This is a genomic window from Mycobacterium sp. IS-1742 (genome assembly GCF_001500125.1).
Classification (GTDB): domain Bacteria; phylum Actinomycetota; class Actinomycetes; order Mycobacteriales; family Mycobacteriaceae; genus Mycobacterium.
The window spans coordinates 40,813-62,802 of the sequence record NZ_LQIV01000015.1; the positions used below are offsets into that span (position 1 = coordinate 40,813).

Genomic DNA, 21,990 nt, shown 5'->3' on the forward strand with positions numbered 1-21,990 from the left:
TGACCTCAGCCACCGAATAGCAGATACAACCCCGTGAAGGTGTAGCCGACCATGACCAGCATCATGGCGAGCTGGCCGGTCAGCTGGTGTGCCGACGGCAGCAGTTTGAGCGCACGGTCGTGTGCGGCCACCACTCCGGCCATGTGGCCGGCCACCACGAACGCCACCTTGAGCGTCGCGAGCACCGACGGATGCATCGACAACAGGTAGCTCACCTCGGCGTCGGCCAGACCGAACACGTTCCAGCCGCGCTGTAACGGGTCGGCCAGCAGGATCACGGTCTGCTGACCCCGTTCGACGAGGTATGTCAGGTAGTGGGCGAACACGTAGCCGAGGACGATCGGGATCAGCGAGTGCGCCATCAGCCCGGGCAGTTCGCGACGCCGCTGCCGGTCGACCCCCGCGGTCGCCATGGCGGCCGCGCTGAACGTGCCCGCCACGATCAGCACGAACACCGCGAGCCCCGCGGTCTTGAGCAGTGTCGCGGTCCACGCGCCGTCGGCGGTCGAGTCGACGAAGTCGCGCCACACCGGCATCGCCGAGAAGCTGTCGAACGCGGTGGAGCCGAGCAGCACCGACAGCACCGTGACGGTCCCCGGCCGCACCGGCAGCGTGGGCAGGTGGTCGAAGGGGTTGCCGATCGCGATCCGTCCGGTGTCGCGCTGGCGACGGAACATCGCCAGCCGGGAGGCCACCACGCTGTACACCTCGAACGGGTCGGCGCGCGCGCACCACCGCTCGCCGAACCACAGCGCGCCGGCGAACGTCACGCCGACATAGACCAGCAGCCACGTGCGGATGGCCGCGACGTAACCGGGGTCGGGGCTGGCCAGTTCGAGCCACACGAACGCGAACAGCCCGAACGCCGCGGGCCAGTATCCGAGCCGCACCGGATAGGGCGGGCGGTCCGTGCGGCGGTGCAACCGCAGCACGCGGGACAGGGCGCGCACCGGCGACAGCACCCGCCAGACCGGTCCGAACGCCCACGACAGCGCGACCAGGCCGACCCAGAGGAGTACGTAGAAGACCCCGGGCAGCGGGTTCTCGGCGTTCTGCGGGCCGAAGAACGCGGCCATGGCCACCCAGAGCGTGAGCGCCAGGGCGGCCAGGGCGATGGCCCATCGGGTGACGGGCGCGTCGACGACGGCGGTGACCCACGGCGGCAGTGCGCGTCCGGGCCGGTCCTCGTCGAACCGCGGCGTGCGCCAGGCGAGCGCGACGACAGCGAACGTCGCGGTGAGCGCCCAGGCGGCGCCGAGCAGGGCGTAGGTGTAGGGAATCGGCAGATCGGTGGAGCCGCCGAGCCCGTGTGCCAGCACCGTCACGTGCGCCGCGGAGGTCACCGTACTTGTACGCCGGCGACCACGCGGTTCAGTTCGTGCAGTTCGATCTCGACGTTGCCCGGCACGTCCACGGTGAACTGGAACATCTGGCCGGCCTTGGGCTCGATGCGGAACGTGTGTTCCGGAACCGAGTGCACGTGCAGTTCGTCGGCGGCGTCACTGTTGACCCGCAGCACGATCGGCTCGCCGAGCTTCCCCTCGAGCCGCGCGTTGGTGGGGGTGACGTTGCCGCCCTCGATGCTGATGTCGATGGTCAGCCGGTCGGTCGGCCGCTGCTGGTCGGTCATGTCCGACGGGCTGACGGTCGACGCCGAGGGGCTCGGGCTCGCTGCCTCACCGCTGTCCTGCGAGCCGCCGCAGGCAGCGACCAGCAGCGCCGCCGCCGTCACCATGAGTGCAGATCCGGAGCGTCGTGCGGTGCGTGTCACGTGTTCCCTTCTCGATCCGGGTGTCCGCCGTCCTTGCGGCGGTTCTTCGCGGCAATGTAGACGACGACGCCGGCGACCACGATGGCCGGCGCGAACGCCGGCACCGCGATCCAGATCGGATGGTCGGCCAGGTACACGACGTCCGAGGCGTCCGGCGTCACCGTCATGCCTGCGCCGACGGTTGTAGCTCGGCCTCGCTGCCGCTCGGCTCGCTCTTGCTGATGCGGCCGCCACCCCAGGTGATGCCGGCGATCATGGCCAGCGTGCAGGCCAGCACCACCAGGCAGCCGATCAGCCAGAGCGACTGCGGGATGTCGGGGCTGCGCTCACGCTGCAGGATGGTGATCTCCGAGACCATGGGCCGGGTGAACTGCGGTTCGGCGGGCACTTCCTGCGCGCCGATCCCCGGGTCACCCGCGAGGTAGATCGGCACGGCGGCCAGCGTCTTGCCGTCGTGCACACGCAGCAGGGTCTTCCAGGTGCCCGACACCGGCATCGGCTGAGTGGACACATAGTGGCCGGGGCCGACCTTCTCGAGATTGTCGACGAACTGACCGCGCTGGTTCTGCAGGCCGCCCTGCCAGCCGAGCACCGACACCCAGTTCGGATCGTCGCTGATCGCGTCCGGCGGGTTGAGGCGGACGTCGGCGGTCACGTAGCGCTCGCCGTTGACCGCCGGAGCCTCGGTCAGCGTGATCGCGGCGGTCGTGTTCTCGGGCACGTTGTAGCGCAGGCCATTGGCCGCCGCCCCGCCGATCGCGAGAACGGCCAGCGCGACGAGGCCGACACCGATCGCCCGTTTCGGCAGGCGCTGCCCGGTGATCACCATGCCGGCCATCGCGCCGCAGGCGCCGACGAGCATCGCCACCGGCACGGACATCGCCAGCGCCTCGGGCCAGATGCTGGTGGGCCACGCGTAGTGGTAGACGGCGTTGATCCACAGCGATTCCAGCCAGAGGCCGACCGTGGCGATCCCGAGCCCGGACACCAGGCCGAACACCACCGGCCGTTTGAGCAGCGGGGTGAGGGCCACCAGCTCGACGACCACGGCGGCGCCCAGGTAGAGCGGGAACCAGTTGACCGGTGCGTCGAGAACCGGAGCGACGAGGAAGGCGACGATGCCGCGCAGGCCGATGGCGATCACCGCGGCGATGATCGCGGCGCCTCGACCGAGGAAGATGCGGGCCATCACCAGGGCCAGGGCCGCCGCGGCGGCGATCAGCATCGGCTGGAAGACCTGCCGGAACTGCGGCACCCCGAAGTCGAACTCGATCTGGTAGACCGATGCGCCGATCAGCACACCGGCGAAGGCGAGGTAGAGGACGAACTTCAGGCCGAGACCGTCGCGCGGAACGTCCGGGCCGACCGCCCGCTTGCCCTCGTACTCGAGGTACGCCGCGGCCAGCGTGGAGAACCCGGCGCCGCCGATCATCATGAGGTGGGTGGGGCCCCACAGCGTGACGTCCTGACCGAAGATGCGGTGCCACATGTCGTCGAGCGGGAAGCCCAGCAACGCGTAGAGCCCGCATCCGGCCATCACGAGGCCGCCGACCGGTGCGTGCCAGTGGTCGGTGATCCGCACCGCGGCCGGTCCGGGGCGGTCGAACGGCAGCACGACCGCGGTGCAGCCCGCGACGAAGATGCCGAACAGGCCGATGAGGATGAAGTAGTGCGCGGGGTTCGCCAAAGCGCCGTCGTCGCGGCCGTTGCCGATGTGCAGGCTGACGTCCCAGATGAAGCCGAACAGGGCGCAGATGATCGAGGCGGTGAACATCGCGACCGGCAGCGCCACCCACGGCGGCCGTTTGAACCGGCGCCCCGTCCAGTCGGCCAGCTTCGTCAGCCAGCTGATCTTGTGGTTGCGGTGCAGGTAGCCGATGTACAGGAGGATCGCTGTGATGACGGCGGCCGCCACGGACAGGCCGACGATCTCGCTGATCGCCGCGCCACCGCCCTCGTCACCCTGCGCCAGCACCGATACGCCGGAAACCTCGCCGAAGAACTCCACTGTCATCTCCCGGGTTTGGACGGACCGAACTTACCGCTCGGTAATGTTGCCAGAATACCCAAGGTGAAACCAGGGGTACCGGGTACTTTTTCTCCCGGCCGGCGACCCGCCGCGCGGCACGACTGACTCACGCCCGTGAGGTACCCCACGGCGCCGCGCATCAACCACCCGGTGCCGCTACGGGGTGAGCACCACTTTGATCATGCCGTCCTGCTTCTTCTGGAAGGTCTCGTACGCACCGGGCGCCTCGGCCAGCGGGAGCCGATGGGTGGCGAAGTTCTCGACGCCCAACGGATCGTCGGCGTTGAGCAGCGGCAGGATGTCCGGAACCCAGCGCTTGACGTTGGCCTGGCCCATCCGCAGCGTCAGCTGCTTGTCGAACAACGTCATCATGTTGATCGGGTCGGCGGCGCCGCCGTACACGCCCGAGAGCGAGAGCGTCCCGCCGCGGCGGGCCAGCGAGATCGCCGAGTTCAGCGCGGCGAGCCGGTCGACGCCGGCGTTCTTCATGACGACCCTGCCGATGGCCGACGGTAGGAAACTGCTCGCGGTGTGGGCGGCCTCGGCGATCGGCGAACCGTGGGCCTCCATGCCCACGGCGTCGATCACCGAATCGGCGCCGCGGCCCTCGGTGAGGTCGGCGACGGCGTCGTCGACGTCCTGGTCGCGCAGGTCGATGACCTCGGCGCAGTACGGGCGGGCCCGGTCGAGCCGCTCCTGGACCAGGTCGACGCCGATGACCCGGCAGTTGTTGTGATGCGCGGCGATCCGGCACGCCATCGAGCCGATCGGCCCGAGCCCGAGCACGACCACCGTGCCCCCGTCCGGGATCTGGGCGTACTCGACGGCCTGCCACGCGGTGGGCAGCACGTCGGAGAGGTAGACGTACCGCTCGTCGGGTCCGTCGTCGGGCACCTTGATGTGGGTGTACTGCGCCTGCGGTACCCGCAGATACTCGGCCTGGCCGCCGGCCACTTCGCCGTAGAGGGTGGAGTAGCCGAACAGCGCGGCGCCGGTGCCCTGGTCGCGGTTCTGCGTGGTCTCGCACTGGCTCTGCAGACCGCGATCGCACATCCAGCACGTTCCGCAGGAGATGTTGAACGGGATCACCACGCGGTCACCGACTGCGAGGTCACCGGCCTGGGCGCCCACCTCCTCGACCACTCCCATCGCCTCGTGGCCGATGATGTCGCCGGGGTTCATGAACGCGCTGAGCACTTCGTAGAGGTGCAGGTCGGATCCGCAGATGTTGGTGCTGGTGACCCTGATGATGGCGTCCGTCGGCTCCTTGATCACCGGATCCGGCACGTTGTCGACGGAGACCTTCCGACGTCCCTGCCAGGTCACTGCGCGCATGCGTCCTCCTCGATATCGGTGTCCGAGGAGCGTGCCCGCACCGTGCCGAGTCAAACGCCGGGCCGAGTCACACGCCGGGTTCACTCCACGGGGTCACCGGCCGGTCGGCGCGGGCGCCGTCGACGATCACGTCGACGCGTTCGTCGAAGAAGCAGATGTGGCCGCGTACCGGTGCCCCGTCGTGCAGCGGATTCGGATAGGTCCAGGCGACGTCGCGCGGCCCGTCGGGCACCGAGTAGTAGGAGGCGCGACCCTTGTAGGCGCAGTAGGACACGGTGTCGCTCGGCGCCAATTCGCCGACGTCGCCGGGTGGCAGGTAGCAGCGCACGGGCAGGTTCGTCTCGAACAGCAGCAGGGGCCGCGTCGACTCCGCCAGCAGCCGGCCCTCGTGTTCGACGCGCACATGGCGCGTGCTGCGCAGCACGTCGATGCGGTGGAACGGGTCGCGGGGATGGCTGACGACGGGTTCGGATTCCTCGTGCCAGTGGAACGCCGCGAAGTCCAGCACCGCGTAGTCCGCGAGGTCGGGGTCGCGGGGGCGGAACGCGGCGGCCGCGCCGGTCTCCTCGCCGGCCACCACGTCGTACTCGGTGCCCTCGCACGTGTGGTTGGTGAACGGCACGGTCGGGTCGAGCATGCTGCGGGTGGCCTCCTCGGCGCCCGATTCGGCGCCGGCCGGAACCAGGTGGGCGGTCAGCGCCTCGAGTGGTACGGCGTAGGTCGGCACGATGCGGCGCGGCTCCCACACCAACCGGGCCCGGTCGGTCTCCGCGACCGGTTCACCGGCGAGCGTCACGCGGATCCGCTTGGAGGTCGGCTCGTAGCGCAGGGTGTCGAACGCGGCGCCGATGACGCCGCTCATCTGCTGGGCCATCCGGCCTCCCGGTCACTTGCGCGGTGGCTTGAGCACTTTCATCGCCAACCGCATCACCGATTGCGGCACCCGGTCCTTGGCGTTGAGCGCGGTGTCGGCGGCACGGCCGCGCAGGACGGTGCCGCGCCCGAAGTAGCGGTTGAGCGGTCCGCCGCTCGGTTCGAGGTCGATGTGCAGGGGCGGTGCGCCGTCGGCGGCGCCGAGCGCGCGGGAGATCACCATGCGCTGGATCTCGCTGGTGCCCTCGAAGATCGTGTAGAGCTTGGCGTCGCGGTACCACTTCTCGACCGGATGGTCGGTGATGTAGCCCCATCCGCCCATGGTCTGGATCGCGCGTTCAGTGGCCTTGACCGCGACCTCGCTGGCCGCGAGTTTCGACATCGACCCCTCGCCGCGGTCGAAGGGCACGCCGGTGGCCGCCATCCAGGACGCGCGCCAGGTGAGCAGGCGGGCGGCGTCGATCTGGGTGGCCAGGTCGGCGAGTGGGAACGAAATGCCCTGGTTGTCGATGATCGGGGCGCCGAACGCCTCGCGACGGTTGGCGTATTCGGTCATGTATTCCAGTGCGGCGCGGGCGATTCCGAGCGCCTGGGCGGCGACCATGGGCCGGGTCTGTTCGAAGGTGCCCAGTGCGGCGGATCCCGACTTGCGCGCGCCTTCGACCGCCTCACGCGCCTTGGCGAGTTTGTGCTCGAGCTTCTCCTCGCCGCCGAGCAGGTGGTCGCCCGGGATACGGACGCCGTCGAACCTCAACTCCGCGGTGTGCGAGGCGCGGCAGCCCATCTTGTCGAGTTTGCGCACCAGCTCCAGGCCCGGGGTGCCGCCGGGAACGATGAACAGCGCCTGTCCCTTGTGGCCGAGCTCCTGGTCGACGACGGCGTTGACGACGTGGACGTTGGCGATGCCGCCGTTGCCGATCCACATCTTGTGCCCGTCGATGATCCAGTCGTCACCGTCGCGGCGGGCGGTGGTGCGCAGATTGCGCACGTCGCTGCCGCCTTCGGGTTCGGAGATGGCCAGCGCGGCGAGTTTGAGGTCGCCCGGGGTGCCGAAGCACTCGGGGGCCCACTGCAACATCTGCTCGGGTGAGGCGGCCTGGCCGATCGCCGACAGTGCCAGGGCGGGCATGACGATGGCCAACCCGATGCCGGCGCAACCCCAGAACAGCTCTTCCATGAACATCGGCAGCGAGAGCCCGGTCGGGTCGCCGATCAGGTCGCGGTAGAACAGCGGACTGTAGAACCCGCGACGCGACGCCTCCTCGAGGACCGGCCACGGGAACTCCTGGCGTTGGTCGTACTCGAGCGCCACCGGGCGGATGCACTGCTCGGCGAACTCATGGGTGCGTCGCGCAAGATCGTGTTGCGCAATCGTCGGCGTGAGGTCGAAGGTCATCGTGCGCTGGGATAACCGGTAATCAGCGGCGTGAAACCACGAACTGTGGCCCGTGACACAGTGCGAGGGACACCCCGGGTGGGATGCCCCTCGCGTCAGGCCGCCGGGAATCAGCGAACGGTGACGTAGACGATGCGGTCCTGGTTGTCGTAGCGCACCGCGACGATGCTGGACTGGTCGAGCGGTTTGACCATGCCCTGATGGGTGACGTGCACGGCGTACCCGCGGTCGTCGAGGTGCTCGATGGCGTTCTGGGCGTTGCCCGGCCCGGCCGGGGCGGCTTGAGCGGGCGCGGCCAGCCCGAAGAAGGCGGTGGCCAGTCCGCCGGCGACGATCGTGGCGAATCCGATCTTGTTCATGTCCGTGCTTCTTTCTTCCCTCTGGTGGGTGTGCGAGCCGTGGCCGTCGTCGCGGTTCAATCTTTTCTTCCCGGCCGGATTCGGAGGGCTCCGATCCGGTCTGCACTGGTGAACACGCAGGTCAAGTGTTTCATTCCGCTGGCGGCGAACAGTGGACATTTTGGCAGGATCTGATCGGCGTGCTGGATAATGCAGCTTCGTCTGGCGGACAAATCGTGATCTGCATCGGCAAACCCTGGCAGGGGTGGGCGCTCGACCGCGTTACGCGCCGCACGCCATCGAACGTATGATCGAACGGTGGGCGATTTGCAGGCGATCGGCTACAACGGGCAGCCGGTGCCGCCCGCCTTCCGGCGGGTGGAGCCCCCGGTTGCGGTGCTGGTCGACCTCGCGGTGCTGTTCCCCCGGGAACCGCACCGGCACGGGGGTTACAACCCCGCCGGACTGCAGATGCACGCCGTCGTCGAGGGCCGCCTGACGTGCTGGGGGATGTGCGAGCAGGGCTACTGGTGGGGCCTTGTCACCTATGACATCGCCTACGGCGCGCACCGGAAGTCCGTCACCCACTGGGTGCCCGCGTGGGTGCTCAAGCGGCAGACGGACCCTCGCTGACCGCTTCCGCGATGCGCCGTTGGGCCTCGCCGGGGGAGATGCGCAGGCGCTGCGCCAGCACCTCCGCCCACGTCCGGGCCCCGAACTGCGAGGGGCTGCCCGAGGCGACGAGACGTCCGGTCAGCCGGCGCTCCACCTCCTGCAGTTGCCCGCGCAGCCGGCCGAGCCGGATCAGCGCCGCCTGGGCCTCCGCGCGGCTCATCCCCGTGACCGGGAGGTCGGTGAGCCGGGCGGACAGCGCCTCGACGGTGTCCATCGCATCCATGACCTGTTCTCGTGTCGAACTCATGTTCGAGACACTAGCGACGGGGTGCGACAACTACTGTGACCACATGTCTCCGAGATACGCGACCGCGGACAGCGTCGGACGGGACGAGATGCTCGACTTCGTGCGGTCGCGCCACAAGATGGTGCTCACCACCCACCGCGCCGACGGATCGCTGCAGAGTTCACCGGTGACGGGCGGGGTGGACGCCGAGGGGCGCATCGTGATCGCCAGCTATCCGCAGCGGGCGAAGGCGGTGAACATCCGCCGTGCAGGCCGGGCCAGCGTGACCGTGCTGTCCGAGGACTTCAACGGGCCGTACGTCCAGGTCGACGGCGACGCGGAGGTGGTCGGGCTGCCGGAGGCGGTCGACGCGCTGGTCGACTACTGCCGGGCGATCGCTGGGGAACACCCGGATTGGGACGAATACCGGCAGGCGATGGTCGACCAGGGCAAGTGCCTGATCCGCCTCGTGCCGACGCGGTGGGGGCCGGTGGCCACCGGCGGTTTCCCTCCGCCGCGGGAGCCTGAACAGGACAGCCCTGCGCCGCTGTGATAGTCAGGCAGATGCGGACGCGTTGCGTCGCCTAGCACGTCAAACTATAGTCTGGACACATGTCCAGAAGGTTCGGAGTCTCTGCGTGACACGATTCGACCAGTCCATCGCGGCCCGGCCCGTCGGCCCCGGATCCATCTGAGTATGCGTATCGCGTTGTTGTCGTACCGCAGCAAGACGCACTGCGGCGGCCAGGGTGTGTACGTCCGCCATCTCAGCCGGGGACTCGTCGAACTCGGTCACGACGTCGAGGTGTTCTCCGGGCAGCCGTATCCCGAGGGTCTCGACCCGCGGGTCCGCCTGACGAAGGTGCCCAGCCTCGACCTCTACCGCGAGCCGGACCCGTTCCGCGTGCCGCGGCCCAGCGAGATCCGCGACCGGATCGACCTGCAGGAGCTGTTGACGACGTGGACCGCCGGGTTCCCCGAGCCCAAGACCTTCACCATGCGGGTGGCGCGGATCCTCGCCGGCCGCCTCGGCGACTTCGACGTCGTCCACGACAATCAGAGCCTCGGGACGGGACTGCTGGAGATCGCGCGGATGGGGCTGCCGGTCGTGGCCACCGTCCACCACCCGATCACCCGCGACAAGGTCGTCGACGTCGCGGCGGCCCGCTGGTGGCGCAAGCCGCTGGTCCGCCGCTGGTACGGCTTCGCCGAGATGCAGAAGCAGGTTGCGCGCCAGATCCCCGAATTGCTCACCGTGTCGTCCTCGTCGGCCACCGACATCGCCGATGACTTCGGCGTCTCACCCGAGCAGCTGCAGGTCGTGCCGCTCGGGGTGGACACCGAGTTGTTCCGGCCCGCCGACAGCCGGGTGAGCGGTCGCATCATCGCGATCGCCAGCGCGGACGTGCCGCTCAAGGGCGTCAGCCACCTGCTGCACGCGGTCGCGCGGTTGCGGGTGGAACGCAATCTCGACGTCCAGCTGGTGTCCAAGCTGGAGCCCAACGGGCCGACCGAGAAGCTGATCGCCGAACTCGGCATCTCCGACATCGTGCACAGCTCCAGCGGGCTGTCCGACGACGATCTCGCCGCGCTGCTCGCGTCGGCGGAGGTCGCCTGCATCCCGTCGCTGTACGAGGGCTTCTCATTGCCCGCGGTCGAGGCGATGGCCAGCGGGACGCCGATCGTGGCCAGCCGGGCCGGCGCGCTGCCCGAGGTGGTCGGCGCCGACGACGAGTGTGCGCGCCTGGTCGCCCCCGGTGACGTCGACGAACTCACCCGCGCACTGGGGCAGCTGCTCGACTCGCCCGCGCAGCGGCACCGGCTCGGCGCCGCGGGCCGCCGCCGGGCGCTCGACGTGTTCAGCTGGGAATCCGTTGCCGCGCAGACTGTCTCGGTTTACGAGCGGGCGATGGCGACATGCTGACCGTCGACTTCGACCGGCTGGGGGTCGGGCCGGGCGCCAAGGTGATCGACGTCGGCTGCGGCGCCGGACGGCACACGTTCGAGGCCTACCGGCGCGGCGCCGACGTCATCGGCTTCGACCAGAACGCCCAGGACCTCAACGACGTCGACGAGATCCTGCAGGCGATGAAGGAACAGGGCGAGGTGCCGCCGTCGGCGAAAGCCGAAGTGGTCAAGGGCGATGCGCTCGACCTGCCCTACGCCGACGGCACCTTCGACTGCGTGATCGCCTCGGAGATCCTCGAACACGTCCCGCAGGACACGGAGGCCATCGCGGAGCTGGTACGAGTGCTCAAACCCGGCGGCAAGCTCGCGGTCACGGTGCCCCGCTGGCTGCCGGAACGGATCTGCTGGCTGCTGTCCGACGAGTACCACGCCAACGAGGGCGGCCACGTCCGCATCTACAAGGCCGACGAACTGCGCGGCAAGGTGACCGCGCACGGGTTGACGTTCACCCACAGTCACCACGCCCACGCGCTGCACTCGCCGTTCTGGTGGCTCAAATGCGCTGTGGGAACGTCCAAGAACGACCACCCTGCCGTCGCGGCGTACCACAAGCTGCTGGTGTGGGACATGATCTCGGCGCCCTGGCTGACCCGACGCGGTGAGAAGCTGCTCGACCCGCTGATCGGCAAGAGCGTCGCGCTCTACTTCGAGAAACCGGCGGTCGTGGATGCTCGCGCCTGAGCTGCCCGGGATCCCCGGCGTCTTCACGCCCGCCCAGTGCAGGCAGACCGCTGAATCAATTGCGGCCGAACAGGAGTCATCGGGCGCCATCCCGTGGTTCACCGGCGGTCACACCGACCCGTGGGACCACGTCGAATCGGCGATGGCGCTGACCGTCGCCGGGCTGCTCGAACCGGCACGCGCGGCGTACGAGTGGTGCCGGGCCACCCAGCGCCCCGACGGGTCGTGGCCGCTGCAGTTCCGCAACGGGGTCATCGAGGACGCCAACAGCGACAGCAACTTCTGCGCCTACATCGCCACCGGTGTCTGGCACCATGTGCTGATCACCGGGGACCGCTCCTTCGCGGAGACGATGTGGCCCGTGGTCGCCAGGGCGATCGACTTCGTGCTCGGCCTGCAACGGCCCAACGGCGAGATCTCTTGGGCGCAGAGCAAAGCGGGACCGATCCCGGAGGCGCTGCTGACCGGATGCGCCAGCATCCACCACAGCATCCGGTGCGCGCTCGCGCTGGCCGACTACATCGGCGAACCGCAGCCCGAGTGGGAGGTGGCCGTCGGCCGGCTGGGGCACGCGATCGTCGAGCATCCCGGTTCGTTCGTGCCCAAGGACCGGCACGCCATGGAGTGGTATTACCCGGTGCTCTGCGGTGCGTTGCGCGGCCCGGCCGCCCGCGCCCGCATCGACGACCGCTGGGACGACTTCGTGGTGCCCGGGCTGGGCATCCGGTGTGTCGACGACCGCCCCTGGGTCACCGGGGCCGAGACGTGCGAACTGGTGATGGCGCTCGACGCCATCGGCGACCGGGCACGCGCGCACCAGCAGTTCGCGGCCATGCACCACCTGCGTGAAGAGGACGGATCCTATTGGACCGGACTGGTTTTCGCTGACGGGAAGCGCTGGCCCGAGGAGCGGACCACGTGGACCGGTGCGGCCGTCATCCTGGCGGCCGACGCGCTGACGAGCACCACGCCCGGCAGCGGCATCTTCCGCGCCGCGGATCTGCCGCGCGGCCTCGAGGACGAGTTCGACTGCGCCTGCGCCGTCAGCGACCGGTAGCCACCAACGCCGTCGTCAGGTCAGGGCGTCGATCAATTCGCCCACGGTGTGCGCGGATTCGAGCGGATGGCGCAACCGGCCCTTCGGGTTGACCGTGTAGCTGTTGCGCCGGCCGACCTTCGACTTCTCGAGGTAGCCGTCGGCGATGAGATCCGCCAGGATCGCCTGAACCGCGCGTTCGGTGATGCCGACCCGCTGGCTCAGTTCTCGGGCGGTCGACGATTCCCCCTGGGCCAGGCAGAGCAGGACATGCGCGTGGTTGGTCAAGAACGTCCAGCCGCGGCCCGTGTCGGATGCGGGCGGAACCACCTTCTTCGCCGCCCGTCGGGGAGTCACCATGGCCGACGATGATACTGCGGGATGCGCGCAGTGCCTTTCAGGAATCGGCGCGCTCGCGATCGGTGTCGCGCGACTGCGGTGTGCGGGTGGCGACCAGGCTCCACACGATGGAGACCGTCAGCGTCACCACGATGACCGAAAGCGTCAGCGGGATAGGGAGTTTGCCGATCGGTGTCTCCGACAGGATCAGCTTCACACCGGCGAACGCCAGCAGAACGGCCAACCCGTAGTGCAGATGGGTGAACCGTCGCAGCAGACCGGCCAGGCAGAAGTACAGACTCCGCAGCCCCAGTACGGCAAAGGCATTGGCCGTCCACACGAGGAACGTGCTGGTTGTGATGGCCAGCACCGCCGCGACCGAATCGATGGCGAAGACGAGGTCGGTGGCCTCCACCGCGACGAGCACGACGAACAGCAGCGTGGCCACCCGCCTGCCGTCGATGCGCGTGAACAGCCGCTCGCCGTGATAACGAGGGTCGGTGGGCACCACCCGGCGGACGAGCCGCACCAGGAGGTTCTTGTCGGGCTCGAGTTTGTCGTCGTGCTGGAACGCCATCTTGTACGCGGTGTAGATCAGGAAGGCGCCGAACCCGTAGGCCGTCCAGAAGAACCGCTCGAGCATCTCGGCCCCGACGAAGATGAACACGAGGCGGAACAGCAGCGCGCCGACGACTCCGAGGAACAGCACCCGGTGCTGGTAGCGGTCCGGGACGGCGAAATACGTGAAGATCAACGCGAATACGAACACGTTGTCGACGGAAAGCGCTTTCTCGATCAGGTACCCGGCGTAGTACGTCCCGGCGACCTCGCCGCCGTAGATCCACCACAGGACCACCCCGAACCCCAGCCCGGCCGCGATCCAGATCGCCGACCAGACCGCGGCTTCCCGGAACCCGATCATGTGGTTGTCGCGGTGCAGGAGGAGGTCGACGGCCAGCATCAGCGCGATGGCCGCGATCAGCACGCCCCAGCCCCAGAGGGGAACGGTCAAGGGTTCAGTCATCGGCGCGCTCCTTCCCGATGCCGACGGCCACCCCATCATATACGAATATAAAAGCACGAAACATAGTTCGCATATAGACCGCGCGTGGTGGCGGGGAAGGTCAGGTCAGTCGAGAGTTCCTGCGCTGCCCGCGGTCCGTTCCAGCACCCGCATCGAACCCGTCGCACCCACCTCGCGGAACGCGCCGGTGGCCAGCGCCCGCTGGTAGATGTGGAACGGCGCCTGCCCGCCCTCGTCGGGGTCGGGGAACACGTCGTGGATGATCAGCGCGCCGCCCGGCTCGACCCACCTGGCCCAGCCGTCGAAGTCGCGCTGCGCGGCCTCCTCGGTGTGCCCGCCGTCGATGAACAACAGCCGCAACGGTGTTCGCCATCCGCGCGCCACCACCGGAGAGCGCCCGACCACGACGACCACGTGATCGTCGAGGTCGGCCGGGTCGAGGGTGTGCCGCATCGTCGGCAGCGTGTCGAACCGCCCCGTCACGGGGTCCACCAAGGTGGTGTCGTGGTACTCCCAGCCGGGCTGGTGTTCCTCCGAGCCGTGGTGGTGGTCGATCGTGTACACCACACCGCCGGTCTCCTGGGCGGCCGCGCCGAGCATCAGCGTGGACTTGCCGCAGTACGTACCGATTTCGACGCCGATCCCGTCGCCGAGGTAGCGCACCGCGGTGTCGTAGAGGGTGCGGCCCTCGTCGGCCGGCATGAACCCGACGGCCTCTTCGGCGAGGGTGAACAGGCGCGCGGCGCGTGGCGGGAGATCAGTGTCGGTGACGCTCATGGCTACCCAACCTAGCCGTTGCTGCTCCTGTGCCGTTGTAGTAGCGTCCGGACATGTGTCCGATCCGACCCTGGAGTCGACTCGGCGCCGTCTGACCGCGAAGCAGGCCGACACCGTCGACCGGCTGGGACGCGCTGCGGTCGACATCCTCAACCGTGACGGCTTCTCCGCTCTGACCGTGCGGCGCGTCGCCGCCGAGGCCGGCGTCGGCGCCGCCACCGCCTACACATATTTCTCGTCGAAGGAGCACCTCGTCGCGGAGGTCTTCTGGCGCAGGCTGTCCGCGGCGCCCCCGGCCGCGCACGTCTCCGACGAGCCCGCGACCCGCGTCGTCGAGGTGTTGCGCGACATCGCGCTGCTGGTCGCCGACGAACCGGAGTTCGCCGGTGCGGTCACCAACGCCCTGCTCGGCAAGGACCCCGACGTCGAGGTGCTGCGGCAGCGCATCGGTCGCGACGTGCGCGACCGGCTGGTGAACGCGCTGGGTGCGCCGGTCGACTTCGACGCGATCGAGGCGCTCGAACTGCTCTATGTCGGCGCGCTGGTGTGGGCCGGGATGGGCTACTCGTCCTACGACGACATGACCCAGCGTCTGGAGCGTTCGGCGCGCCTGCTGCTGCGCTAACCGCTGAGCAGCGCGGTCGAGGCGGTGACCGCCGGCTCGAGGATCCCGCGCACGTCGCGCCCGTCCTCGACGAACAGCGCGGTCAGTTCCCGCAGACCGCCGAGCAGGACGACCGCCAGCGGACGGCTCAACGGCGCCTTACCCGCCCTGCGGAACCCGGGACTGCTCGTCAGGCCGACCAGCATGTCGGTGAGCCGGTCGATCGCCCAGCGGTGCAGCGGTGTCGCCTGGGCGCCGAGGGCGGGCAGTTCACGGATCCAGCTCAGGGTGATCGCCGGCCGCGCGGCGATGTGGTCGACGTACGCTCCGACCGCCTGGCGGATCTGCTCGTCCCAGTCCGCGTGCTGATCCACCGCGGACCGGACACGCGCGATCAGCGCATCGTTGTTGTTGCGCAACAGTTCGACGAAGCACTCCTCCTTGCTGTCGAACCGGCCGTAGAAGGTGCGTTTGGAGGTGTGCGCATGCCGGACGATGTCGGCGACCGTGGTGTCCCGGTAACCCCGTTCGGCGATCGAGGAGGCCAGGCCGTCAAGCAGCCTGCCGCGATGGAGGTCGTCGCGTACGGCCCTCGTCATGTCACCTCTCTACACCCTTGCATCGGGTGGTACCGGCCGGTACCGTACCTCATACGTATTCGGTACATCGCAGTACCACGACCGGCTGGAGTGCCATGAGCGAAGCAATCGTTGCCGACGTCCCCACCCCGAGCCCCCGCGCGGTGAACCTGCCGCCGGCCCTGCGCCTTCCGATGCCGGTGCAGGGCGCCGCGTACGCGTTCGCCCGCCGTCAACTGGTGTCCTGGATGGCACGCAGGCACGGACCCGCGTTCTGCATCAACATCCCGATGTTCGGCCGCACCGTGATCGTCGCCGACCCGCAGCTGGCCAAGCAACTGTTCATGGCGCCCACCGATGACGTCGGCAACATCCAGCCCAACCTCAGCCGGATCCTCGGACCCGGCTCGGTGTTCGCGCTCGACGGGGCCGAACACAAACGGCGGCGCCGCCTGCTCACCCCACCGCTGCACGGCAAGAGCGTGAAGAACTACGAGAAGCTCTTCGAAGAAGAGACGCTGCGCGAATCGGTGAACTGGCCGGAAGGCCGGCCGTTCGAGACGCTCGAGCCGATGATGCGGATCACCCTCAACGTGATCCTGCGGGCGGTGTTCGGCGCCGACGGCGAGAAGCTCGACGAACTGCGCCGCATCATCCCGCCGTGGGTCACGCTGGGCTCCCGGCTCGCGGTCGTCCCCAGCCCGCCACGCACCTTCGGCCGCTGGACGCCGTGGGGGCGGCTCGCCGACTACCGCAGGCGCTACGACGCGGTGATCGACCGCCTGATCGACGAAATCCGGTCCGACCCGCGCTTCGACGAACGTGACGACGTGCTGGCGCTGCTGCTGCGCAGCACGTACGAGGACGGTACGGAGATGTCGCGCAGCGAGATCGCCGACGAACTGCTCACCCTGCTCGCGGCCGGCCACGAGACGACGGCCTCGACGCTCGGCTGGGCCTTCGAGCGCATCAGCCGTCACCCCGAGGTGCTGGAGAAGCTCGTCGCCGAGGCCGCCACCGACGACAACGAATACCGTCAGGCGACGATCTACGAGGTGCAGCGCAACCGCACCGTGATCGACTTCGCCGGCCGCCACGTCTACGCGCCGACGTTCGAACTCGGCGAGTGGGTGATCCCGCGCGGCTACTCGATCGTGGTGGCGCTGGCCGAGATCCACGAGCAGGCCGACGAGTACGACGACCCGGAGCGGTTCTCGCCCGAACGGTTCGTCGGCTCGCGCCCGTCGCCGCTGGTCCACGTCCCGTTCGGTGGCGGCACCCGCCGCTGTATCGGCGCGGTGTTCGCGAACGTCGAGATGGACGTCGTCCTGCGGACGGTGTTGCGAAACTTCGTCATCGAGCCCACCACGGCACCGGGGGAGAAGGTGCACTCCCGCGGGGTCGCCTATACGCCGAAGGCCGGCGGGCAGGTCACCCTGCGCCGCCGGCCCCAGCCGCTGGCCTGATCAGGCTGTCGCGTCCGCGCGCTTGGGAAGCTTCCAGTCCGGCCGCGGGAAGTGACAGGTGTAACCCCAGGGCATCCGCTCCAAGTAGTCCTGGTGTTCGGGTTCGGCCTCCCAGAACTCGGCGGCCGGCGTCACCTCGGTGACCACCTTGCCCGGCCACAGGCCGGACGCGTCGACATCGGCGATGGTGTCGAGCGCGACACGCTTCTGCTCGTCGTCGACGTAGAAGATCGCCGAGCGGTAACTCGTTCCGACGTCATTGCCCTGACGGTTCTTCGTCGTCGGGTCGTGGATCTGGAAGAAGAACTCCAGCAGGGCCCGGTAGTCGGTCTGCGCCGGGTCGTAGGTGATCTCGATCGCCTCGGCGTGGCCCGGGTGGTTGCGGTAGGTCGCGTTGGCGTTCTGCCCGCCGGTGTATCCGACGCGGGTCGACACCACGCCCGGCTGCTTGCGGATCAGGTCCTGCATACCCCAGAAGCAGCCGCCCGCCAGGATCGCCTTCTTGAATTCGGTCATCGCGCTTCCTCCTTGGTGTCGAACAGCGTCGTGTACTCGCCATATCCTTGCGCCTCGAGGTCGTCGAGGTGGATGAACCGCAGCGCCGCGGAGTTGATGCAGTACCGCAGCCCGCCCTCGGCGCGGGGACCGTCGGTGAAGACGTGGCCGAGGTGGCTGTCGCCGTGCGCCGAGCGCACCTCGGTACGCAGCATCAGGTGGCTGAAGTCCCTCTTCTCCTTCACGTTGGCCGGTTCGATCGGCCGGGTGAAACTCGGCCATCCGCTGCCGCTCTCGAATTTGTCGACCGAGGCGAACAGCGGTTCGCCCGACACGACGTCGACGTAGATGCCCGGCTCGTGGTTGTCCCAGTACTCACCGGTGAACGGCCGCTCGGTGCCGTTCTCCTGGGTGACGTGATACTGCTGGGGCGACAGCGCATTCACCGCGGCGGGGTTCCGGTTGTAGCTCGTGTTTTTCTGTTGGCTCGTGTTATTCAAACGACCGTGTGCCACATGACCTCCTCGTGTGCACCCTCTACAACCGTAGGCCGCCGCGCGATCATCCCTGCTCGCCGCGTGTTCACCCTCGACAAATATGGATAGAACGTGTTTCAGTTCTGGTGTGACGGACACGGCCCCTGCCAGGTTCACCAGCGCCGAGTTGACCGCGGCGTTCGCGACGTTCGAGGAGACCGTCGCCCACGCGGCGCAGACCCGCGACTGGGATCCGTGGGTCGATCAATACACCCCCGACGTCCTCTACATCGAACACGCCGCAGGCACCATGCGCGGGCGCGAAGAGGTCAGGCCGTGGATCTGGAAGACGATGACGACCTTCCCGGGCAGCTACATGACCGCGTTCCCGGCGCTGTGGTCGGTCGCCGACGAAGCCACCGGGCGGATCATCTGCGAACTCGACAACCCGATGCGCGACCCCGGTGACGGCACGGTCATCAGCGCGACGAACATCTCGATCATCACCTACGCCGGTAACGGTCAGTGGTCCCGGCAGGAGGACGTCTACAACCCGCTGCGGTTCGCCTCCGCGACGGCGAAGTGGTGCCGCAGGGCGGCCGAACTGGGCACGCTGACCGATGAGGCGGCGGCGTGGATGAAGAAGTACGCCCGGTGAGCACCGCGCTGGTCATCGGCGCCAACGGCTTCCTCGGCTCCCACGTCACCCGCCAACTCGTCGCCGACGGCCACGACGCCCGGGCGATGGTGCGCCCGAATGCGAAGACCATCGGCATCGACGACCTCGACGTGACCCGCTTCGTCGGGGACATCTGGGACGAGGCCACGTTGCGCGAGGCCATGTCCGGGTGCGACGACGTGTACTACTGCGTGGTCGACGCCCGCGGGTGGTTGCGCGATCCCGCGCCGCTGTTCCGTACCAACGTCGACGGCACCCGCAATGTGCTCGACGTCGCGGTCGAACTGCCGCTGCGCCGGTTCGTGTTCACGAGCAGCTACGTCACCGTCGGGCGACGCCGCGGACGGCGGTCCACCGAGGACGACGTCGTCGACGTACGCCGGGTGACCCCGTACGTCCGGTCTCGGGTGCAGGGCGAGGAACTGGTCCTGCGGTACGCCAGGCAGCGCGGGCTGCCCGCCGTCGCCATGTGTGTGTCGACGACGTACGGCAGCGGCGACTGGGGACGCACCCCGCACGGCGCGATCATCGCCGGCGCCGCTTTCGGCAAGCTGCCGTTCGTGATGAGCGGGATCGAACTTGAAGCGGTCGGGGTCGACGACGCGGCCCGCGCCATGATCCTGGCCGGCGAGAAGGGCCGCGTCGGCGAGCGCTATCTGATCTCGGAGAAGATGATCAGCAACGCCGATGTCGCGCGCATCGCTGCGGAGGCCGCGGGCGTGGCGCCGCCGACGAAATCGCTTCCGCTGGCCGCGTCGTATGCGCTCGCCACGCTGGGCAGTGCGAAAGCACGGTTGCGGGGCACCGACGAGCGGCTGTCGCTGGAATCGCTGCGGTTGATGCGGGCCGAAGCCGAACTGGATCACAGCAAGGCGGTGCGGGAGCTGGGCTGGCAACCGAGGCCGGTCGAGGAGTCGATCCGCGAGGCCGCGCGGTTCTGGGTGGACCTGCGTGATGCCAAGCGGGAGAGCAAGAGTACGTCGTAGCGGGAGGTGTGCGATGGTGGCTCCCCGATGGCACGCGCGGGCCAACCGCGTCGGCCTCAACCGGGTCGTCAAGTACATCGCGCCGTGGCTGCCCGGCTTCGGTGTCGTGGTGCACCGCGGCCGCAACTCCGGTAGGGAGTTCCGCACGCCGGTCAACCTGTTCCGCCGTCGCGGCGGGTTCGTGCTCGCATTGACCTACGGGTCGCATGCGGACTGGGTGCGCAACGTCGTCGCGGCGGGTGGATGTGAGGTCATCACGCGGCGCAGGCGGTACCGGGTGACCGACCCGCAGCTGTTCCTCGACGAGGACCGCTCCGAGATGCCGGCGGTGCCGCCGGTCCGGTACATCCTTGCCGCGGCCCGGGTTTCGGATTTCCTGTACCTGCGGATCGTGCAGTGAGCCGCGTCGACCTGCACGGGGCGTCCGAGACGATGCTGGCGACGCTGTACGCCAAGGCGCTCGACGCCCGGGCATCGGAGTCCGCGTTGCGGGACGCATTCGCCGGCGACATCGTCGGGCAGATCGAGTACGACTGGTCCCGGACCGGGATCACCCCGCGCAATGCGCTGTCGGTGGCGTTGCGGTCCAAGCACTTCGACGGCTGGGCGCGCCAGTTCCTCGCTGTGCATCCCGAAGCGGTGGTGCTGCACCTGGGCTGCGGACTGGACAGCCGCTACTACCGGCTCGAGCCGGGCCCTGGGGTCGAATGGTTCGACGTCGACTATCCCGACGTCGCGGCGTTGCGGGCGCGGTTCTATCCGGAGCGGGAGCACTGCCATGTCGTGGCCGCGTCGGTGACGGACGCGGGATGGCTGTCGTCGGTGCCGTCGGATCGCCCGACGCTGGTGGTCGCCGAGGGCGTGACGATGTATCTCACCGAAGCGGACGGTGTCGCGCTGCTGCGCCGTGTGGTAGGCCGATTCCCGTGTGGTGAAGTGCAATTCGATGCCTTCAACCGGTTCGGTATCGCGCTGGGGTGGACCAATACCCCGGTGCGGCGGGCGGGGGCGAGGCTGCACTGGGGGATCGGCGGACCCGCTGACATCCTCGACGCGGTGCCCGGCACGCGGCTGCTGGCGTGGGTCCCGGTATTCGACTCCGACGCGTTCTCCGAGCTGACATTCGGCTACCGGGCGATGGCGGCCGTGATGAACCGGGTGCCGGGCCTGCGGACGATGGCACAGTTCCACCGCTACGCGTTCTGACGCGCAATTCCCGCTTTCCGTTCGGCGCATTCCTGGGTCTGGCCGCTCCTTTTGTCTTCAGTCCGGCGCCGGTGGTGTTGACCGATGCAGTGGACAGCGAGTCTCCCGCTGGCCGAGCACCGGCTGCCGCAGGCCCCCGGGGTTGAAGTCCGCAGACCACGGCCACCGGTACTGGTCGTCGGCCCAGACGAGCTGCAGCGCGCGCACGTCCCGCCCGTAGATGCCGATCGCCATTCCCATGTGCGCATCCGGCTGCGCCACCTCGACGAACTCCACCAGGGTGTCCGGCAGCGACATCACATCGCCCGCCAGGACAGGGCCGTCGTGCTTGATGCAGTAGCCCGCCACGGTGTTGAGCACCAGGAAAGCGCGTCTCTCGTCGACGGCCGTGATGAGGAGTTCGGGGAGCCCGCATTCGTGCAGACCGATGGTGTACGCGAACGGTGTTCGTTCGCTTTCGACGTACTGGACGGCCCACCCGTTCTTCAGGATCAGGCCGCGGACCACGTCGAGGTAGTCGTTCAGGGTGGCTTCCGGATGGTCGCAATGCCAGCACATGGCCGCACCTTTCGTCGTCGTTGCGGCCAGCATGCGCCGGGGGTCTGACACCACTGCTCGCGGTGGCAGCAGCGGCAATGACCGACAGATCCTGCCACCCGTCGGTCAATCACTGCCAACCGGAATCACTGTCCTGACCTGCTGGTTTGAACCATCAGACCGGCCAGGAAGCCTCCCGACCGAACGGAAACGAAGAGGTAAGGACATGAACAAGTTCGGATTCGCCACCATCGCCGCCAGCGCACTGGCCGCCGCGTTCCTGGGTCTGGCCACCCCCGCCGCGCAGGCCGCGCCCTCGGGTGCGGGTAACGCCGCCGACACCATCAGCTCGCTGGACGACCGGGGTTACTCGGTGCGGGTGAACCATCAGGGCATGGTCAAGCCGCTCGACGAGTCGAGCATCGTGTCGGTGCGCTACGACAACGACGACCGCGTCGTCTACGTGACCGTCCGCTGATCGCGCACCAGACCAGG

The 21,990-nt window shown here is 68.7% G+C and carries 28 protein-coding genes; 12 read left to right on the plus strand and 16 right to left on the minus strand.

Annotation, left to right across the window (positions count from 1 at the left end; genetic code table 11):
* Window positions 1-5: 5 nt before the first annotated feature.
* The 8 genes from AU196_RS11480 to AU196_RS11510 all read right to left on the minus strand — a co-directional run bounded on the left by AU196_RS11480 (window position 6) and on the right by AU196_RS11510 (window position 7,763).
* The gene (locus tag AU196_RS11480) at window positions 6-1,343 is read right to left on the minus strand and encodes a hypothetical protein (RefSeq protein ID WP_059095199.1); all 1,338 of its coding nucleotides are present in this window, start codon (window positions 1,341-1,343) and stop codon (window positions 6-8) included.
* A complete protein-coding gene (locus AU196_RS11485) occupies window positions 1,340-1,771 on the minus strand; it encodes a hypothetical protein (protein WP_082695681.1) in 432 nt (143 codons plus the stop codon). The genes AU196_RS11480 and AU196_RS11485 overlap by 4 nt, the downstream gene beginning before the upstream one ends.
* Window positions 1,768-1,938 (minus strand): hypothetical protein, encoded by a 171-nt coding sequence (locus AU196_RS25820; protein ID WP_197415764.1) that lies wholly within the window; start codon window positions 1,936-1,938, stop codon window positions 1,768-1,770. The genes AU196_RS11485 and AU196_RS25820 overlap by 4 nt, the downstream gene beginning before the upstream one ends.
* Window positions 1,935-3,785, minus strand: a complete 1,851-nt coding sequence (locus AU196_RS11490; protein WP_197415765.1) for a hypothetical protein — start codon at window positions 3,783-3,785, stop codon at window positions 1,935-1,937. Before AU196_RS11490 ends, AU196_RS25820 begins: the two co-directional genes overlap by 4 nt.
* A 171-nt stretch (window positions 3,786-3,956) precedes the next feature.
* The gene (locus AU196_RS11495) at window positions 3,957-5,135 is read right to left on the minus strand and encodes an alcohol dehydrogenase catalytic domain-containing protein (protein ID WP_059095202.1); all 1,179 of its coding nucleotides are present in this window, start codon (window positions 5,133-5,135) and stop codon (window positions 3,957-3,959) included.
* 67 nt (window positions 5,136-5,202) lie between these two features.
* The gene (locus AU196_RS11500) at window positions 5,203-6,009 is read right to left on the minus strand and encodes a DUF427 domain-containing protein (RefSeq protein ID WP_059095203.1); all 807 of its coding nucleotides are present in this window, start codon (window positions 6,007-6,009) and stop codon (window positions 5,203-5,205) included.
* 12 nt (window positions 6,010-6,021) lie between these two features.
* Window positions 6,022-7,404, minus strand: a complete 1,383-nt coding sequence (locus tag AU196_RS11505) for an acyl-CoA dehydrogenase family protein (protein WP_059095204.1) — start codon at window positions 7,402-7,404, stop codon at window positions 6,022-6,024.
* Window positions 7,405-7,514: 110 nt separating this feature from the next.
* A complete protein-coding gene (locus AU196_RS11510) occupies window positions 7,515-7,763 on the minus strand; it encodes a hypothetical protein (protein WP_059095205.1) in 249 nt (82 codons plus the stop codon).
* 297 nt (window positions 7,764-8,060) lie between these two features.
* On the opposite strand from AU196_RS11510, the gene AU196_RS11515 reads away from it, so the two are divergent.
* Window positions 8,061-8,375 (plus strand): hypothetical protein, encoded by a 315-nt coding sequence (locus tag AU196_RS11515; RefSeq protein ID WP_059095206.1) that lies wholly within the window; start codon window positions 8,061-8,063, stop codon window positions 8,373-8,375.
* On the opposite strand, the gene AU196_RS11520 is transcribed toward AU196_RS11515, so the two are convergent.
* Window positions 8,350-8,664 (minus strand): DUF222 domain-containing protein, encoded by a 315-nt coding sequence (locus AU196_RS11520; protein ID WP_059095207.1) that lies wholly within the window; start codon window positions 8,662-8,664, stop codon window positions 8,350-8,352. The two genes, AU196_RS11515 and AU196_RS11520, sit on opposite strands and share 26 nt — an antisense overlap.
* A 43-nt stretch (window positions 8,665-8,707) precedes the next feature.
* Between AU196_RS11520 and AU196_RS11525 the strand changes: the two genes are divergently transcribed.
* The 4 genes from AU196_RS11525 to mmpH all read left to right on the plus strand — a co-directional run bounded on the left by AU196_RS11525 (window position 8,708) and on the right by mmpH (window position 12,349).
* A complete protein-coding gene (locus AU196_RS11525; protein ID WP_059095261.1) occupies window positions 8,708-9,196 on the plus strand; it encodes a PPOX class F420-dependent oxidoreductase in 489 nt (162 codons plus the stop codon).
* A 144-nt stretch (window positions 9,197-9,340) separates the two neighbouring features.
* Window positions 9,341-10,567, plus strand: coding sequence for an MMP alpha-(1->4)-mannosyltransferase (gene manT, locus AU196_RS11530; protein WP_059095208.1), 1,227 nt, complete (start codon window positions 9,341-9,343; stop codon window positions 10,565-10,567).
* Window positions 10,561-11,292 carry a class I SAM-dependent methyltransferase gene (locus AU196_RS11535; RefSeq protein ID WP_059095209.1) on the plus strand — a complete coding sequence of 244 codons (732 nt, stop codon included), beginning with the start codon at window positions 10,561-10,563 and terminating at the stop codon, window positions 11,290-11,292. Before manT ends, AU196_RS11535 begins: the two co-directional genes overlap by 7 nt.
* Window positions 11,279-12,349 carry an MMP endo-(1,4)-3-O-methyl-alpha-D-mannosidase gene (mmpH, locus tag AU196_RS11540; protein ID WP_059095210.1) on the plus strand — a complete coding sequence of 357 codons (1,071 nt, stop codon included), beginning with the start codon at window positions 11,279-11,281 and terminating at the stop codon, window positions 12,347-12,349. The genes AU196_RS11535 and mmpH overlap by 14 nt, the downstream gene beginning before the upstream one ends.
* A gap of 15 nt (window positions 12,350-12,364) precedes the next feature.
* Here the strand turns inward: mmpH and AU196_RS11545 are convergent, their stop codons facing one another.
* The 3 genes from AU196_RS11545 to AU196_RS11555 form a co-directional block, all read right to left on the minus strand.
* A complete protein-coding gene (locus AU196_RS11545) occupies window positions 12,365-12,688 on the minus strand; it encodes a helix-turn-helix transcriptional regulator (protein ID WP_059095211.1) in 324 nt (107 codons plus the stop codon).
* 37 nt (window positions 12,689-12,725) lie between these two features.
* On the minus strand, window positions 12,726-13,691 hold the full coding sequence (locus tag AU196_RS11550; protein WP_082695682.1) for a TerC family protein: 966 nt from the start codon (window positions 13,689-13,691) through the stop codon (window positions 12,726-12,728).
* Window positions 13,692-13,796: 105 nt separating this feature from the next.
* The gene (locus tag AU196_RS11555; protein ID WP_059095212.1) at window positions 13,797-14,468 is read right to left on the minus strand and encodes a class I SAM-dependent methyltransferase; all 672 of its coding nucleotides are present in this window, start codon (window positions 14,466-14,468) and stop codon (window positions 13,797-13,799) included.
* A gap of 55 nt (window positions 14,469-14,523) precedes the next feature.
* Between AU196_RS11555 and AU196_RS11560 the strand changes: the two genes are divergently transcribed.
* Window positions 14,524-15,093 (plus strand): TetR/AcrR family transcriptional regulator, encoded by a 570-nt coding sequence (locus AU196_RS11560; protein ID WP_059095213.1) that lies wholly within the window; start codon window positions 14,524-14,526, stop codon window positions 15,091-15,093.
* Here AU196_RS11560 and AU196_RS11565 read toward each other — a convergent pair.
* A complete protein-coding gene (locus AU196_RS11565) occupies window positions 15,090-15,671 on the minus strand; it encodes a TetR/AcrR family transcriptional regulator (RefSeq protein WP_059095214.1) in 582 nt (193 codons plus the stop codon). The genes AU196_RS11560 and AU196_RS11565 overlap by 4 nt on opposite strands.
* Window positions 15,672-15,766: 95 nt before the next feature.
* On the opposite strand from AU196_RS11565, the gene AU196_RS11570 reads away from it, so the two are divergent.
* Window positions 15,767-17,116, plus strand: coding sequence for a cytochrome P450 (locus AU196_RS11570; protein WP_059095215.1), 1,350 nt, complete (start codon window positions 15,767-15,769; stop codon window positions 17,114-17,116).
* On the opposite strand, the gene msrA is transcribed toward AU196_RS11570, so the two are convergent.
* Both msrA and msrB read right to left on the minus strand, forming a co-directional pair.
* Window positions 17,117-17,632 (minus strand): peptide-methionine (S)-S-oxide reductase MsrA, encoded by a 516-nt coding sequence (gene msrA, locus AU196_RS11575; protein WP_059095216.1) that lies wholly within the window; start codon window positions 17,630-17,632, stop codon window positions 17,117-17,119.
* The gene (msrB, locus tag AU196_RS11580) at window positions 17,629-18,057 is read right to left on the minus strand and encodes a peptide-methionine (R)-S-oxide reductase MsrB (RefSeq protein WP_231737533.1); all 429 of its coding nucleotides are present in this window, start codon (window positions 18,055-18,057) and stop codon (window positions 17,629-17,631) included. The genes msrA and msrB overlap by 4 nt, the downstream gene beginning before the upstream one ends.
* 178 nt (window positions 18,058-18,235) lie before the next feature.
* Here msrB and AU196_RS11585 point away from each other — a divergent pair, with 178 nt between their 5' ends.
* The 4 genes from AU196_RS11585 to AU196_RS11600 are packed head-to-tail and all read left to right on the plus strand — an operon-like array spanning window position 18,236 to window position 20,958.
* Window positions 18,236-18,745, plus strand: a complete 510-nt coding sequence (locus AU196_RS11585; protein ID WP_082695683.1) for a nuclear transport factor 2 family protein — start codon at window positions 18,236-18,238, stop codon at window positions 18,743-18,745.
* Window positions 18,742-19,752, plus strand: coding sequence for an NAD-dependent epimerase/dehydratase family protein (locus AU196_RS11590; protein WP_059095218.1), 1,011 nt, complete (start codon window positions 18,742-18,744; stop codon window positions 19,750-19,752). Before AU196_RS11585 ends, AU196_RS11590 begins: the two co-directional genes overlap by 4 nt.
* A gap of 13 nt (window positions 19,753-19,765) precedes the next feature.
* On the plus strand, window positions 19,766-20,152 hold the full coding sequence (locus AU196_RS11595; RefSeq protein WP_059095219.1) for a nitroreductase family deazaflavin-dependent oxidoreductase: 387 nt from the start codon (window positions 19,766-19,768) through the stop codon (window positions 20,150-20,152).
* Window positions 20,149-20,958 carry a class I SAM-dependent methyltransferase gene (locus AU196_RS11600; RefSeq protein ID WP_059095220.1) on the plus strand — a complete coding sequence of 270 codons (810 nt, stop codon included), beginning with the start codon at window positions 20,149-20,151 and terminating at the stop codon, window positions 20,956-20,958. Before AU196_RS11595 ends, AU196_RS11600 begins: the two co-directional genes overlap by 4 nt.
* A gap of 57 nt (window positions 20,959-21,015) precedes the next feature.
* On the opposite strand, the gene AU196_RS11605 is transcribed toward AU196_RS11600, so the two are convergent.
* Window positions 21,016-21,516, minus strand: a complete 501-nt coding sequence (locus AU196_RS11605) for a DUF4262 domain-containing protein (RefSeq protein ID WP_197415766.1) — start codon at window positions 21,514-21,516, stop codon at window positions 21,016-21,018.
* Window positions 21,517-21,721: 205 nt separating this feature from the next.
* Here AU196_RS11605 and AU196_RS11610 point away from each other — a divergent pair, with 205 nt between their 5' ends.
* A complete protein-coding gene (locus AU196_RS11610; RefSeq protein ID WP_059095222.1) occupies window positions 21,722-21,973 on the plus strand; it encodes a hypothetical protein in 252 nt (83 codons plus the stop codon).
* Window positions 21,974-21,990 lie beyond the last annotated feature (17 nt).

Bases quoted from the DNA above. Each gene is read 5' to 3' on its own strand.
- AU196_RS25820 (WP_197415764.1), bottom strand. From the start codon at position 1,938: ATGACGGTGACGCCGGACGCCTCGGACGTCGTGTACCTGGCCGACCAT.
- AU196_RS11490 (WP_197415765.1), bottom strand. From the start codon at position 3,785: ATGACAGTGGAGTTCTTCGGCGAGGTTTCCGGCGTATCGGTGCTGGCG.
- AU196_RS11495 (WP_059095202.1), bottom strand. From the start codon at position 5,135: ATGCGCGCAGTGACCTGGCAGGGACGTCGGAAGGTCTCCGTCGACAAC.
- AU196_RS11500 (WP_059095203.1), bottom strand. From the start codon at position 6,009: ATGGCCCAGCAGATGAGCGGCGTCATCGGCGCCGCGTTCGACACCCTG.
- AU196_RS11505 (WP_059095204.1), bottom strand. From the start codon at position 7,404: ATGACCTTCGACCTCACGCCGACGATTGCGCAACACGATCTTGCGCGA.
- AU196_RS11510 (WP_059095205.1), bottom strand. From the start codon at position 7,763: ATGAACAAGATCGGATTCGCCACGATCGTCGCCGGCGGACTGGCCACC.
- AU196_RS11520 (WP_059095207.1), bottom strand. From the start codon at position 8,664: ATGAGTTCGACACGAGAACAGGTCATGGATGCGATGGACACCGTCGAG.
- AU196_RS11525 (WP_059095261.1), top strand. From the start codon at position 8,708: ATGTCTCCGAGATACGCGACCGCGGACAGCGTCGGACGGGACGAGATG.
- manT (WP_059095208.1), top strand. From the start codon at position 9,341: ATGCGTATCGCGTTGTTGTCGTACCGCAGCAAGACGCACTGCGGCGGC.
- AU196_RS11535 (WP_059095209.1), top strand. From the start codon at position 10,561: ATGCTGACCGTCGACTTCGACCGGCTGGGGGTCGGGCCGGGCGCCAAG.
- mmpH (WP_059095210.1), top strand. From the start codon at position 11,279: ATGCTCGCGCCTGAGCTGCCCGGGATCCCCGGCGTCTTCACGCCCGCC.
- AU196_RS11545 (WP_059095211.1), bottom strand. From the start codon at position 12,688: ATGGTGACTCCCCGACGGGCGGCGAAGAAGGTGGTTCCGCCCGCATCC.
- AU196_RS11550 (WP_082695682.1), bottom strand. From the start codon at position 13,691: ATGACTGAACCCTTGACCGTTCCCCTCTGGGGCTGGGGCGTGCTGATC.
- AU196_RS11555 (WP_059095212.1), bottom strand. From the start codon at position 14,468: ATGAGCGTCACCGACACTGATCTCCCGCCACGCGCCGCGCGCCTGTTC.
- AU196_RS11565 (WP_059095214.1), bottom strand. From the start codon at position 15,671: ATGACGAGGGCCGTACGCGACGACCTCCATCGCGGCAGGCTGCTTGAC.
- AU196_RS11570 (WP_059095215.1), top strand. From the start codon at position 15,767: ATGAGCGAAGCAATCGTTGCCGACGTCCCCACCCCGAGCCCCCGCGCG.
- msrA (WP_059095216.1), bottom strand. From the start codon at position 17,632: ATGACCGAATTCAAGAAGGCGATCCTGGCGGGCGGCTGCTTCTGGGGT.
- AU196_RS11595 (WP_059095219.1), top strand. From the start codon at position 19,766: ATGGTGGCTCCCCGATGGCACGCGCGGGCCAACCGCGTCGGCCTCAAC.
- AU196_RS11605 (WP_197415766.1), bottom strand. From the start codon at position 21,516: ATGTGCTGGCATTGCGACCATCCGGAAGCCACCCTGAACGACTACCTC.
- AU196_RS11610 (WP_059095222.1), top strand. From the start codon at position 21,722: ATGAACAAGTTCGGATTCGCCACCATCGCCGCCAGCGCACTGGCCGCC.